This is a genomic window from Duganella aceris (assembly GCF_011090165.1).
Lineage (GTDB): Bacteria > Pseudomonadota > Gammaproteobacteria > Burkholderiales > Burkholderiaceae_D > Rugamonas > Rugamonas aceris.
Map to the genome: position 1 here is coordinate 47,413 of NZ_JAADJT010000002.1, position 12,908 is coordinate 60,320.

Here is a 12,908-nt window from a genome sequence, read left to right on the forward strand (position 1 = left end):
GCAGCATCGGGTCGCGCCCGGCGCGGTCGGACGTTTACGCCGCCAGCGCGGTGTTTTCGATCAGGCCCATATCGGCGCTGGACATCAGCTTGTCGATATCGATCAGGATCAGCATACGCTCATCCAGCGTGCCCAGGCCGACAATGTGGTCGGTATTCAATGCCGAGCCGATTTCCGGTGCCGGCTTGATCTGTTCCGGCAACAACGTGGTCACGTCCGAGACGCGGTCCACCACCATGCCGACCACGCGGTGGCCGATGTTGAGGATGATGACCACGGTGAACTGGTCGTACGACGGCGTGCCCAGGTTGAACTTGATGCGCATGTCGACGATCGGCACGATGATGCCGCGCAGGTTGACGACGCCCTTGACGAACTCCGGCGCGTTGGCGATCCGGGTCGGGGTTTCGTAGCTGCGGATTTCGCTGACTTTTTGAATATCGATGCCGTATTCTTCCTGGCCCAGGGTGAAGGCGAGGTACTCGCCGGCTGGGGAGGTTGCGTGCAGTTCGCTCACATTACTAGACATGGTTTTCTTTCATTGCTAAAGTGACTGTCCGTAATGTTACCTTAAGTAAAGATGGAGTGCAGCAACTAAATGCGATGCGGCAACAAATAAACTTAATGCAATAATCAGCTTGTTTTTAATGTCATGCATATTGCACAATAAGCGGCGGGACTAGGCCATAAGTTCCCCTGCACAAGCGGGACCGTACGCTGTATGATTTAGCAAGCATAGTCGGAACATCACGGGAGAATGATGAATAGTTTGTTGAGCAGCTGGCACCCGCGATTGATCGCCCTGGCCAGCGCCGCCCTCGGAGACGACGGCGCGCACGATACCAACCATCTGCACCGCGTCTGGCGCAACGCCACGCTGCTGCTGGACGACTATCCCGAGGCCGACGCGCTGGTCGTGCTGGCGGGCTGCTACCTGCACGACTTGGTCAACCTGCCCAAGAACGATCCGGAACGCCACCTGGCCTCGCGCAAGGCGGCGCTGCTGGCCAGCCGCCAGCTGGCGGAGCTCGATTTTCCGCCGAACAAGCTGGCCGCCGTCGCGCACGCCATCGAGAGCCACAGTTTTTCCGCCGCCATCCGGCCCGAAACCATCGAAGCGAAGATCGTGCAGGACGCCGACCGCCTCGACGCGCTCGGCGCGGTCGGCCTGGCGCGGCTGTTCTACATCGCCGGCCGCATGGGCAGCGCGCTGGCGCACGACGACGATCCGATGGCGCTGCACCGCGACCTCGACGACAAGGCCTACGCGCTCGACCATATCGACACCAAGCTGGCCACCCTGCCCGGCAAGATGCAGACCGCCGCCGGGCGCCGCATCGCCGAGTCGCGGCTGCATGAGCTGACCGCGTTCCGCGACAGCTTCATCGCCGAATGGGCCGCCAGCACGGCCGCGCCCTGATCCACCTTTTTGAGTTCTCATGAGTACACCCGATTCCGCCGCATCCGCGGCCCCCGCCCTACCCGTCGCATCCACCGGCAACCTGAACTTCGTCCTGATCTGCGTCTTCATCGACATGCTGGGCATCGGCCTGATCGTGCCGGTGCTGCCGGTGCTGGTCGGCGAGTTCACCGGCTCGCGCGAGAACCAGGCCTACTGGTACGGCATCATGAGCGCGGTGTTCGGGCTGATGCAATTCATCTTCATGCCGATGCTGGGCGCGATCAGCGACCGCGTCGGGCGCCGCCCGGTGCTGCTGTATTCGATGGCCGGCATGTGCGTCAATTTCCTGACCACGGCCTGGGCGCCGAACCTGGCCTGCCTGTTCATCGGCCGCGTGATCGGCGGCATGTCGTCGGCCAGCATGTCGGTGGCGTCGGCCTATGCGTCCGACATCTCGACTCCGGACAACCGCGCCAAGAGCTTCGGCAAGGTCGGCGCCGCCTTCGGCCTGGGCTTCATCTGCGGTCCGATGCTGGGCGGGCTGCTGGGCAGCGTCGACCTGCACCTGCCGTTTTACGTGGCCGGCGCGCTGTCGGCCGCCAATTTCGCCTACGGTTACTTCTGCGTGCCGGAATCGCTGCCGGCGTCGGGGCGCAAGCCGTTCAGCATCGCCAAGATCAATCCGTTCACGGCGCTGATCAAGCTTGGCCGCCGCACCGATATCCGCGGCCTGATCGTCACCTTCGCGCTGGTCACCTGCGCGCAGATGATGTTGCAAACCACCTGGGTGCTGTACACCAGCTTCCGCTTCAACTGGACGCCGGGGCAGAACGGCGCGGCGCTGTTCTGCGTCGGCCTGACGGCGGCGGTGGTGCAGGCCGGCTTGCTGGGCTGGCTGATCAAGCGCTTCGGCGAGGTGCGGCTGTCGATGCTGGGACTGGTGTCGGGCGGCGTCACCTATCTGCTGTACGGTCTGGCCACGCACGGATGGATGATGTATGTGCTGATCATGTGCAATGTGCTGTCGTTCGCCATCGGACCGGCGTTGCAGGGGATTATTTCCAAGTCGTCGCCGCCGAACGAACAGGGTGAGCTGATGGGATCGCTGCAATCGATCAGCAGCATCGGCGTGATCTTCATGCCGCTGCTGGGCTCGGCGATCCTGGGCGAGGTCAGCCACCTGCCCGCCAACGACTGGCGCATCGGCAGCACCTTCTTCCTGTGCGCGGCGATGCAGGTGGCGGCGATCTTCGTGGCCAGGCGCTACTTCAACAGCCATCATCTGACGGCGGAGAAATCGTGATGCGGCGTCATGTCATGGCGGCGCTGGCCGTGTTCGGGCTGGTCCTCGGCGGCACGGCCCAGGCGGGCCTGTGCTCGCGCCCCATCGCGGTGCCGGTGTCGGCCAACGGCGCCAGCTTCATCGTCGAGGGCGACCGCGTCAAGGGCATTTATCCGGACATGCTGCGCAGCCTGACGGCCAAAAGCGGCTGCCGTTTCGTCTTCACGGCGGTGCCGCGCGCGCGCCAGGTGGCGATGTTCAAGGCCGGCCAGGCCGATCTCCTGGCGCCGGCGTCGCGCACGCCGGAGCGCGACCAGTTCGGCACCTATGTGCCGATGATCAACCATCGGGCGATGCTGATTTCCATCGCCGGCAGCCGGGCGCCGATCACCAGCGGACAGGACCTGCTGGAACGGCGCGACTTGCGGGTGGCGGTGGTGCGCGGCTTCGACTACGGCGAGCCGTATATGGCGCTGATCAATGAACTGGGCAAGCAGGGACGCTTGTTCACCGAGGTGGATGTGGTGGCGGTGGCGCGGCTGCTGCATGCGGGGTCGGCCGACGTGACCATCATGGGGCCGACCTTGATGGCCGGGGCGATCCGGCGCGATCCGCGCGTGGATGGCATACAGGACAAGCTGCGCACGGAGCCGATACCGGAATTGCCGTGGGTGGCCAGCGGCATCTACATATCGAATGCGCTCAAGCCGGAAGACCAGGCCGCGCTGCGCGAGATGCTGGAAAAAGTGGGCAAGTCGAACCAGATCATGGAAGGCTACCTGCGCTACTTCCGACCGGACGTCCTGAGCGGCAGCGTGCGCCCGCGCTAAAGCAGCTTAATCAATCCCACGATGAGACCCGCCTGAACCACCATCGCAGCAAACATTCCCTGAAATATCTCCACTTTGAGGGCGGCCAAGCGTTGGTCGAGATAGGCTCTGGTGACGAGGTGGCTATCAATCAGACGGACCATGGCGGAAGCCAGCGCCTCGGCCTGCTCCCTTGGGAATCCGCCTTGCATCAAATCGTTCGAGAATGTGAGTGAGTCGAAATTGTCGGACATGGCCGTCTCCTGTTGAATTGACAGTTAGACCCGCCGTGCGTGAACTTTGTTCCGATTTAATTGTCCTCTCCCTTGAGGCCGCTCAAAACCTTGACAGACCGGCCTCGAACTGCAACCATACGCGCATGAAATTTGCCATGACACTTCACGCCTGCCTGATTTGGCGCCGCTCCTAGCGCGCGGCCACTGTCTACCCATAGTGATGTGATATTTTTATCAACGCCGCCCTTGTCTGGTGGCGTTTTTTATATTCGTCGCGCCGGACCGGGGCAACGTAAAGGAACCCCTGATGAGCTTGCCCGAACAGTCCGAAGTCTCCGCCGAAGTCAAGGCCACCATCGCCGTCCCGACCAAAGGTTCCACCATCCTGACCGGCGACCGCCCGACCGGTCCGCTGCACCTCGGCCACTTCGTCGGCAGCCTGCGCAACCGCGTGGCCTACCAGCACGACTACAAACAGTTCATCATGCTGGCCGACGCCCAGGCGCTGACCGACAATATGGACGACACCAACAAGGTCCACCGCAACGTGGTCGAAGTGGCGCTGGACTACCTGGCGGTCGGCATCGACCCGACCAAGTCGACCATCCTGATCCAGTCGCAGATCCCGGAACTGGCCGAGCTGACCTTCTACTATCTGAACCTGGTCACCGTGGCCCGCCTGGAACGCAACCCGACCGTCAAGACCGAGATCGCGCTGCGCGGCTTCGAGCGCGACATCCCGGCCGGCTTCCTGACCTATCCCGCCTCGCAGGCGGCCGACATCTCCGCCTTCAAGGCCGCCATCGTGCCGGTCGGCGAAGACCAGATCCCGATGATCGAGCAGACCAACGAAATCGTGCGCCGCTTCAACCGCCTGGCGCAAAAAGACATCCTGGTCGAGTGCAAGGCGCTGGTGCCGGAAATCGGCCGTCTGCCGGGCACCGACGGCAAAGCCAAGATGAGCAAGTCGCTGGGCAACACCATCAACCTCGGCGCCACCGCCGCCGAGATCACCGCCGCCGTCAAAAAAGTCTACACCGATCCGCTGCACCTGCGCGTCGAAGACCCGGGCCATCTGGAGGGCAACGTCGCCTTCATCTACCTGGACGCCTTCGATCCCGAAAAGGACAAGCTGGAAGAAATGAAGGCCCACTACGTGCGCGGCGGCCTGGGCGATTCCATCGTCAAGAAGCGGCTGGAACTGGTGTTGCAGGAAATGCTGGCGCCGATCCGCGCCCGCCGCGAGGAACTGGCGCAGGACAAGGGCTACATCATGCAGATGCTGAAGGAAGGCACCTCGCGCGCGCGCGAAGTGGCGGCCAGGACCACCGACGAAGTCAAGGCCGCGCTCGGCCTGAGCTACTTCTGATTCCGCCACAGCAGCTGACGTTGCTGTGGCTGGCGTCGTTCTACGGCGTCGCCAGCGTGGCGTGCTTCATCACCTATGCGGTCGACAAGTCGGCCGCGATCCACCGGCGCCAGCGCATTTCCGAGCGCACCTTGCTGCTGCTCGGACTGGCGTGCGGCTGGCCCGGCGGCTTGCTGGCGCAACGCCTGCTGCGCCACAAGACCAGCAAGACGCCGTTCCAGATCGCCTACTGGTGCAGCGTCGCCGCCAACCTGGCCGCCGTCTGGTGGCTCTGCACTCTCTACTGAGGATCTGAACCATGTGGCACGGCGTCTTATGCGGTTTGCTGGCGGGAGCGATGTGGGGCATGGTGTTCATCGTGCCGGCCTTCCTGACTGCGTTCACGCCGCTGGAGATGGCTTGCGGCCGCTACATCTGCTACGGCCTGATCGCCGCCGGCCTGATGCTGCCGCGCCTGCCCGCGCTGCTGCGCCGCCTCGACCGCGACGACGTGATCGCGATGATCAAGCATGCGCTGTCGGGCAACATCGTCTACTACATGCTGCTCGCGCTGGGCGTGCAGTTGGCCGGCGTCTCGGCCACCTCGCTGATCATCGGCGTGCTGCCGATCACGGTCACGCTGATGGGCCACAAGGATCACGGCGCGGTGCCGCTCAGGCAACTGACGCTGCCGCTTTTGTTGGTCGCGGCCGGCATCGCCTGCATCAATATCGACGTCTTCACGCATGACACCGGCCACGGCATGCCGCTGGCGCAGAAACTGCTCGGCGTCGCCTGCGCCACCGGCGCGCTGCTGTGCTGGACCTGGTACTCGGTCGACAACGCACGCTACCTGAAGCGCAATCCGCACTTCAGCAGCGGCGAGTGGTCGGCCTTGTACGGCGTGTCGAGCGGGCTGATCGCGCTGGTGATCGCGCTGGCGGCGCTGGCCGTGTTCCATGCCGACGTCACCGGCGCCGGCGCCGTGGCCAGCGGGCGCGACTGGACGGTGTTCTGGATCGTCAACGCGGTGCTGGCCTTGGGCGCGTCGGTGATCGGCAACCATCTATGGAACGTCGCCAGCCGCAAGGTGCCGCTGACCTTGTCCGGCCAGCTGATTTTATTCGAGACCCTGTTCGCGCTGCTGTACGGCTTCATCTACCGGCACCAGCTGCCGCGCGGGCTGGAGATCGCGGCGATGGTGCTGCTGGCCGCCGGCGTGATGTGGTCGGTGCGCATCCACGCGCTGGACGACGCGCACGAGGCGCACGGCGGCTAATCGCCCGTGATGCGGCCGGCCACCAGCCCGGCCATCGCCGCTTCGTCCCGCGAGCGCAAGCCCGCCACCACGCCGCGCTGGTCCTCGACGCTGCGGTTCTGGCTGACCTTCCACTTCCCTACCAAGCTGTCGATCGGAATTTCGATGCCGATGATGCCCTTCATGGTCGCGGCCAGGAAGTCGGCCGGCGCGTCGGCCGGTTTCCAGGGCGCGGGCAAACCGCCTTCCTGCGCCAAGGTCAGGTCGTCCAGCTGGCGGCGCAGCCAGGCGGCATCGTCGACCACGCGCGCCATGCCGCGCGCCTGCACCATCGTATAGTTCCAGGTCGGCACCACCTTGTGCGTGGTGCGCTTGGTTTCGTACCAGCCCGGGCTGATGTAGGCCTCGGGCCCCTGGAACAGCACCAGGCAGGCCGGCGACGCTTCCAGCTTGCGCCACAGCGGATTGGCGCGGGCGACGTGGGCGCGCAGCAGGCCGAGGCCGTCCGGACCTTCGTCGGGGTACAGCATGAACGGGATCAGGTCGGCGCTGACGCCTTCGGCGCCGGCGACGATCAGCGTCGCCAGCGGATGGGCGCGCATCAGGCCGTGCTGGAGGTCGAGACGGTCTTCGGCGAAGTTGTTCGGCTGGTACATGGCGCGGATCGGTGGGTTGAGGTGAGGCCGAGTGTAGCAGCGGCGGCGCGGCGCTCACAGGTCCAGCCGCGTGCGCGGCGATGGGGCCAGCGGCTCAATCGAGCAGGCCGTTGTCGCTCAGCACATCCTGGATCAGTTCCAACCGCAGCACCGGATTCTCCTGGAGCAGCAGGCGCTGCTTTTCCTCCAGGTCCAGCCGCAACAGCTCGCACCAGCGGTTCGCGACCCAGCCCGCCTCGTCAAGACGATACGGCGGCGCCAGCGGCATGTTGGCGGTCGAGATCTGTTTCTTCTGCAAGGAGCGGATCAGTGCGCCGAGCGCGTTGGCCACGTCCTGCTGCTCGGTCGGGATCGGCACCACCATGTCTTCGGCCACCTCCTCCACCTCGGCCATCCACAGCCCGTGCTTCAGCTGCTCGGCCGAGCGCACCTGGAAGCGGGTGGTGCCGATGCACGAGATCTGCAACAGCCCCGGTAGCGGCGCGGTCCAGTCGATGATGCGCGCCATGGTGCCGGCGGCCGACAAGGTCTCGTGCTTTTCCGGCAGGCGCACTTCGCTGCCGTCCAGCAGCGACACCACGCCGAACTCCTCGCCACGCGCGATGCAGCGCTTGATCAGGTCGAGATAACGCACTTCGAACACTTGCAGCGGCAAATGCCCGTCGGGGAAAAGTATCGTATTCAGCGGAAAAAGAGGAATTGATGCCATTCCAACATAATGGCATGAAATTGCTCAGTCCGGCTCATGATTGTGGCGGCGATAGATCACTCCGCCCTTCATCACCAGGCCGATGTTGCGCAGCGCGGCGATGTCGCGGGTCGGATCGCCGCGCACCGCCACCAGATCGGCCAGGTAGCCCTCGCGGATGCGGCCCAGCGCGGCGTCCTGGCCGAGCACGCCGGCGTTGACCACGGTGGCCGCGCGCAAGGCTTCCAGCGGCGTCATGCCCAGCTTGACCATCCACTCCAGTTCGCGTTCGTTGCTGCCGTGCGCGAACACGCCGACATCGCTGCCGTTGCCGATGACGACACCCAGCTTGCGCGCCAGCTGGAAGGCGCGCGCGGCGGCCTGCATGGAGGGCGTGGCGGCGTCGCCGCGCTGGTATTTCTGGAAGTATTCGCTGGTCGCTTCGGGCGCGGTGAGGGTCGGAAAGTAGGCGACCTTGCGTTCCGCCATCAGGCGGAAGGTGGCCTCGCTGCCGCCGTAGCCGTGCTCGATGCTGTCGACGCCGGCCAGCGTGGCGCGGCGCATGCCCTCGTCGGTGCTGGCGTGGGCCGCGACCTTGCGGCCCGATTCGTGCGCCGCCTGCACCAGCGCATCGAGCTCGGGCTGGCTGAAGGTGGCGTGGGCGGATCCGTCGGCGCCGGTGCGGTAGTCGGCGTAAACCTTGATCCAGTCGGCGCCGCGCGCGCCCTGCTCGCGCACCGCCCGCACCACTTCGTCGATGCCGCTGGCTTCCTGCGCGCCTTTGGGCAGGTCGACGTCGGCGCGGTAGGCGCGCGGCGACGGTCCGTAGGTGCCGGTGGCGACGATGGCGCGGGTGGCGATGAATAAACGCGGGCCGGCAATCACGCCGTCGTTAATCGCTTTTTTAATCGCGACATCGGCATACAGCGCGCCTTCGGTGCCCAGATCGCGCAAGGTGGTGAATCCGGCCTGTAAAGTCGCCGCCGCGTGGCGGCCGGCCAGCAAGGTGCGGTATTCAACCGACTCCTTTAACACCTGGTCGTCCCACGAGGTTTCGTTATAAGGATGCAGCAGCACATGCGAGTGCAGATCCATTAATCCCGGGATCAGCGTGGCGTCCGGCAGACTGATACGCTCGGCGCCGGCCGGGATATTCATTTTATCGGCCGGGCCCACCGCCGCGATCTTGCCGTCGGCGATAAGCACCGACCAATCGGCGTGCGGCTGCCCTTCGCCGGTCCAGACGCGGGCCGGACTTAAGAGCGTGGAATGCAGCGGCGCGGCGGCCTGTGCGGCGGATGAGAATATGGAGATTAAGGCGGAGAATAAGACTGCGGCACGGCGTCGCATCATGGATAGCGTCCCGAAAAGATAAAAGCCGGCACCCGGTTTATAGAATATAAACCCGAGTCGACCGGCTTTGCAGAAAAATTACTTAATCAGATAATCGTTCTTGTCCTTGCCTTCGAGCCATTTCGGCGCGCGGCCACGGCCGGTCCAGGTCTGGCCGGTGGCTTCGTCACGGTACTTGGTCGGCACCGGAGCGCGGGTTTTAACGGTTTTTACCTTGGCAGCGCCGCCCAGATCGGCCACGGTCAGCCCGTATTCACGCATGATGGCCGTGACTTTTTCCTTGGCCTGCGAAATTTCATTTTTGCGGGCGGTTTCGGCGAGGTTTTCCAGTTCGGCGATCTTTGCTTTGTATTCCTGGTAAGTCGTCATCGTATTTCCTTCTTTATGGTTGGGTTGGATTTAAAAACCACAAGTGACAATGTGTGAGAATTGATAGCCGCAATTTACCATAACTTTGGAGGAATACTCCAGATATCCGCTAACAAATTCCAATATAGCGATAAAAGCGAATATTTTCCACAACTGTTTGAAGCGAATCAGAGGTTTGCTCGGCGGAATAACTATTAGAATAAGATGAGCTCAGGGCTCATTCGCATAAAGGCCGTATCTGCACGCCTTCCTTGACCACCTTGCGTATCAGGTTGGCGAGCCGGCAGGTGGCGGGACCGGCCACCTCGGGATTAGCGACGATTAAGGACAGGCCGAGTTTGCGGCGTTGTCCGACGCGCAGCGGCAAGGGTTTCAACAAGCCCTCTTCTAATTGCTTTTGGATTTTATGCTCGGCCAGCCAGCCGAACCCGATACCGTTGCAAATCATTTCCAGCCGCGTATGCGGACTGGTCACGCTCCAGCGCTGGTTGCTATTAAGCCAGCCGTGATCGCGCGGATTCAGCGTGCCGGAATCGCGCACGACGATGTGCAGATTGCGGCTCAGGTCGTCCACCTCCAGCTCGCGGCCCAGCGCGTGCAGCGGATGGCAGGGATGGGCCACGGCGACGAACTCGATATCCATCAGCGCGTCGCCGAGGAAGCCGGAGGGGATGCGGCTGGCGATGGCGATGTCGACCCGCTGCTCCAGCAGCGCGTCCTCGGAACCGGACAGCACGGTCTCCTCCAGGTTGACGCGGGTGTGCCTGGCCCACGGCTCGAAGTCGCGCAGCACCTGCACCAACAACTCGACCGGAAACAGGCTGTCGACGGCGATGCTGACTTGCGGTTCCCAGCCTTCGGCCAGGCTGCCGGCCAGCTGCTCCAGCTGGAAGGCGTCGCCCAGCAGCTCGCGCGCCTTGGTCAGCAGCGCCTCGCCGGTCTTGGTCAAGCGGGCGCGGCGGCCGTCGATCTCCAGCAGCTCGACGCCGAGTTGCTCCTGCAGCTTGGCCACCATGTAGCTGACCGAGGACTGGCTGCGATGCAAAGCCTCGGCCGCCTGGGCGTAGCCGCCGCATTCGACGATCGCTTGCAGCACTTGCCACTGCTCCAGCGTACTCTTAGGTATCTTCAATGGGATTCCCGGATCAGACCGGAACGCCGGTCTTTCGCGGCATCATACCATTCCTCAGAAACGCTTTTCCACCGTGACCCGCAGCTGGGTTTCGCCGTTGGCGACGCTGGTTCGGTTCAGGCTGCCGTTGGCGTCGTTGTACAGGGTTTCGGTGGTGTAGTCCTGCGCCAGCAGGTTGGAGACGGCGACGCGCAGATTGTTCTGCGGATCGAGCTTCCACAGCGCGTACACGTCCAGGTCGCGCCGCACCGAGCTGTAGCCGCCCTGGGTGGCGCTCAGGCGCGCCGGGCCGCCGTTGCGGAAGCTGAAGTTGCCGCCGGTGCTGAGTTGATTGTCGCGCGTCTTGTAGTCGATGCCGAGCGTGGCGCTGAGCGGGGTCTGCTGGTCGAGCCGGTTGTCCGGGCCGGGCACGCTTTCGACCCGCGACCAGTTGCGGCTGACGCTGGCGCGCAGGTCCAGCGCCGGCGCGTTATTCATCAGCACGCGCAGCGGGAACTTGGCTTCCAGCTCGACGCCGCGGGTTTCGGCGCGGCCGTCGTTGATCGCGGTCGAGACCCAGCGTTCGTCCTCGTACAGCAGGCCCTGGCGGGTGTAGTTCTCGATGCGGCGCACCGAGGCGCTGGCGCTGAGCAGGCCGCCCTCGCCCCAGTAATGTTCGAACGACGCGTCCAGGCCCAGCGCCAGTTCCGGCTTCAGGTTCGGATTGCCGCGACGGTCGGGTTCGGTCTGGCTGTTGTTGGTCGAGGTGAATTTGCGTGGAATCAGCGCGGCGGTCGACGGCGCCTTGTAGGTGCGGGTCAGCGCCAAGCGCAGCTGGTCCTTCTTGTTGGGCAGCTTGATCAGGGTTTGCATCAGCGGGCTCAGCACACTGGAGCGCTGTTGCACGGCGTCGAAGGTGTTGCCTTCGCTGCGGGTGTCCAGTCCTTCCCAGCGCAGGCCGGTGTAGACCGACCACGACGGCGTCAGGTTCCATTCGTCCTGGCCGTACAGCGCCAGCCGCGTCACCTTGGCCGAGAAGCCTTCGTCGCTGTTGATCGGATCGCTGCCCGGCAGGTCGGCGTCGCGCTGGATGCGGCTGTCGTCGCGTTGCGTGACGCCGGCGTCCCAGCCCAGCGAGATCGCATGCTCCAGCGCGGCATCGTCGCCGTCGGCCGGTTTGCCGAAGGTCAGCGGACGGGAAAACTTGCCCTGGGTGCTGAAACCCTGCTCCGAGCTTTCCGAGGTCACGATGCGGTACAGCGTGGCCGGCAAGCCCCCGTTGCCGCCGACCTGGTGCGAATCGCTGGTGTTGCGGGCATCGCTGATCGCGGCCTTCAGGTCCAGCTTGGCGCCCTGGTCCAGCTTGTGGATCCAGTTCAGGTCGGTGCGGCCGAAGCCGTTGTGGGCGCTGTAGGTGCTGTCGATGCGATCGTAGTCGGGGCCGGCGCCGAGCTCGGTGGCGGTACGGCTATGGCTGTTGCTGGCGAACTGATTCAGGTTGAAGAACGATTGCGAGGTCAGCGTATCGCCGTTTTCCAGCGTCCAGTTGATGCGCGGCGACAGGTTGAAGCCGTCGGAACGGCCCTGGTCGCGCCAGGTGGCGCTGCGGCGCAGATTCGGCATGCCGTCGGCGTCGGCGCCGTCCTCGAAGGATGGCGTCATGCGGTTGTACATATAGCGCCAGGCGTTGCCGCCGAACGAGTAGGAGGTCGAGCCCAGCTTGTCCGACATTTGCAGGCTCAGGCCCGGCGAACTGAAGTGACTGCCCTTGCCTTCGCTGAGCTTGACTTCATGCTGCGCCGCCTTCAGCGCCTTCTTCAGCACGATGTTGATGGTGCCGGCGATCGACTGGGTGCTGAACTCGGCGCTGGCGGCGCGCAGCACCTCGATGCGTTCGATCACGTCCGGCGCCAGGCTGTCGATGGCGAAGCCGGCCGGCGCGCGTTCGCCGTTGATCAGGATCTGGGTGTAGCCGGCGCCGAGGCCGCGCATGCGGATTTCGCCGCCGCTGCGGCCGGACGCGCCGCCGATGGTGATGCCGGGCAGGCGTTTGAGCACGTCGTTGACCGAGGTGTCGCCGTATTTCTGGATTTCCTCGCTGCTGACCACGGTCTTGCTGGCGGTATCGTCGCGCCGCGCGTCGTAGCTGGCGGCGGCGCCCTTGACCTCGATCTTCTGCATGACCGGCGCTTCAGGTTCCTTCGGCGCCAGATCATCGGCGCGCGCGCCCGCCGCCCAGCACAGGGTGAATACAGCCGCAGCGATCTGCGTCAGATGAAGTGTCTTCATTTGAATAGGGAATGGGAATCCAGTGGGAGTCGACATTATGCCTTTGCCGATACGAAATGTTCAGTAAATAACAAGTATGCGCGGGTGTTTAGCGCAATTTCATAAAC

General features: G+C 64.2%; 14 protein-coding genes. 6 read left to right on the forward strand and 8 right to left on the reverse strand.

Annotated features, from left to right (window positions below; translation table 11 throughout):
• Nucleotides 1–34 precede the first annotated feature (34 nt).
• Entirely contained in the window at nucleotides 35–529 is a 495-nt protein-coding gene (locus GW587_RS04710) for a chemotaxis protein CheW (protein ID WP_166099259.1), read from the reverse strand.
• Nucleotides 530–760: 231 nt separating this feature from the next.
• Here GW587_RS04710 and GW587_RS04715 point away from each other — a divergent pair, with 231 nt between their 5' ends.
• The 3 genes from GW587_RS04715 to GW587_RS04725 are packed head-to-tail and all read left to right on the forward strand — an operon-like array spanning nucleotide 761 to nucleotide 3,514.
• A complete protein-coding gene (locus GW587_RS04715; protein WP_166099261.1) occupies nucleotides 761–1,420 on the forward strand; it encodes an HD domain-containing protein in 660 nt (219 codons plus the stop codon).
• 19 nt (nucleotides 1,421–1,439) lie between these two features.
• Nucleotides 1,440–2,705 carry a TCR/Tet family MFS transporter gene (locus GW587_RS04720; protein WP_166099264.1) on the forward strand — a complete coding sequence of 422 codons (1,266 nt, stop codon included), beginning with the start codon at nucleotides 1,440–1,442 and terminating at the stop codon, nucleotides 2,703–2,705.
• Complete coding sequence (locus GW587_RS04725; protein ID WP_229259323.1) at nucleotides 2,705–3,514, forward strand: substrate-binding periplasmic protein; 810 nt, start codon at nucleotides 2,705–2,707, stop codon at nucleotides 3,512–3,514. The genes GW587_RS04720 and GW587_RS04725 overlap by 1 nt, the downstream gene beginning before the upstream one ends.
• Here the strand turns inward: GW587_RS04725 and GW587_RS04730 are convergent.
• Complete coding sequence (locus GW587_RS04730; protein ID WP_166099267.1) at nucleotides 3,511–3,747, reverse strand: CCDC90 family protein; 237 nt, start codon at nucleotides 3,745–3,747, stop codon at nucleotides 3,511–3,513. The two genes, GW587_RS04725 and GW587_RS04730, sit on opposite strands and share 4 nt — an antisense overlap.
• 289 nt (nucleotides 3,748–4,036) lie before the next feature.
• Here GW587_RS04730 and trpS point away from each other — a divergent pair, with 289 nt between their 5' ends.
• From trpS to GW587_RS04745, 3 genes are read left to right on the forward strand one after another with little or no spacing between them, the layout of a single operon-like run.
• Nucleotides 4,037–5,098 carry a tryptophan--tRNA ligase gene (gene trpS, locus GW587_RS04735; RefSeq protein WP_166099269.1) on the forward strand — a complete coding sequence of 354 codons (1,062 nt, stop codon included), beginning with the start codon at nucleotides 4,037–4,039 and terminating at the stop codon, nucleotides 5,096–5,098.
• Between the two features lie 20 nt (nucleotides 5,099–5,118).
• Nucleotides 5,119–5,385 (forward strand): DUF1294 domain-containing protein, encoded by a 267-nt coding sequence (locus tag GW587_RS04740; protein WP_166099273.1) that lies wholly within the window; start codon nucleotides 5,119–5,121, stop codon nucleotides 5,383–5,385.
• A gap of 11 nt (nucleotides 5,386–5,396) precedes the next feature.
• On the forward strand, nucleotides 5,397–6,356 hold the full coding sequence (locus GW587_RS04745) for a DMT family transporter (RefSeq protein WP_166099276.1): 960 nt from the start codon (nucleotides 5,397–5,399) through the stop codon (nucleotides 6,354–6,356).
• Here GW587_RS04745 and GW587_RS04750 read toward each other — a convergent pair.
• The 6 genes from GW587_RS04750 to GW587_RS04775 form a co-directional block, all read right to left on the reverse strand.
• On the reverse strand, nucleotides 6,353–6,991 hold the full coding sequence (locus GW587_RS04750; RefSeq protein ID WP_166099278.1) for an FMN-binding negative transcriptional regulator: 639 nt from the start codon (nucleotides 6,989–6,991) through the stop codon (nucleotides 6,353–6,355). The genes GW587_RS04745 and GW587_RS04750 overlap by 4 nt on opposite strands.
• A 94-nt stretch (nucleotides 6,992–7,085) precedes the next feature.
• A complete protein-coding gene (locus GW587_RS04755) occupies nucleotides 7,086–7,700 on the reverse strand; it encodes an LON peptidase substrate-binding domain-containing protein (RefSeq protein WP_166099281.1) in 615 nt (204 codons plus the stop codon).
• A gap of 24 nt (nucleotides 7,701–7,724) precedes the next feature.
• On the reverse strand, nucleotides 7,725–9,032 hold the full coding sequence (locus GW587_RS04760) for a metal-dependent hydrolase family protein (protein WP_229259298.1): 1,308 nt from the start codon (nucleotides 9,030–9,032) through the stop codon (nucleotides 7,725–7,727).
• Nucleotides 9,033–9,110: 78 nt separating this feature from the next.
• Nucleotides 9,111–9,401 carry an H-NS histone family protein gene (locus tag GW587_RS04765; RefSeq protein ID WP_166099284.1) on the reverse strand — a complete coding sequence of 97 codons (291 nt, stop codon included), beginning with the start codon at nucleotides 9,399–9,401 and terminating at the stop codon, nucleotides 9,111–9,113.
• Nucleotides 9,402–9,618: 217 nt separating this feature from the next.
• On the reverse strand, nucleotides 9,619–10,533 hold the full coding sequence (locus tag GW587_RS04770; RefSeq protein WP_166099286.1) for a LysR family transcriptional regulator: 915 nt from the start codon (nucleotides 10,531–10,533) through the stop codon (nucleotides 9,619–9,621).
• 54 nt (nucleotides 10,534–10,587) lie between these two features.
• Nucleotides 10,588–12,801, reverse strand: a complete 2,214-nt coding sequence (locus GW587_RS04775) for a TonB-dependent receptor plug domain-containing protein (protein WP_166099289.1) — start codon at nucleotides 12,799–12,801, stop codon at nucleotides 10,588–10,590.
• Between the last annotated feature and the right edge of the window lie 107 nt (nucleotides 12,802–12,908).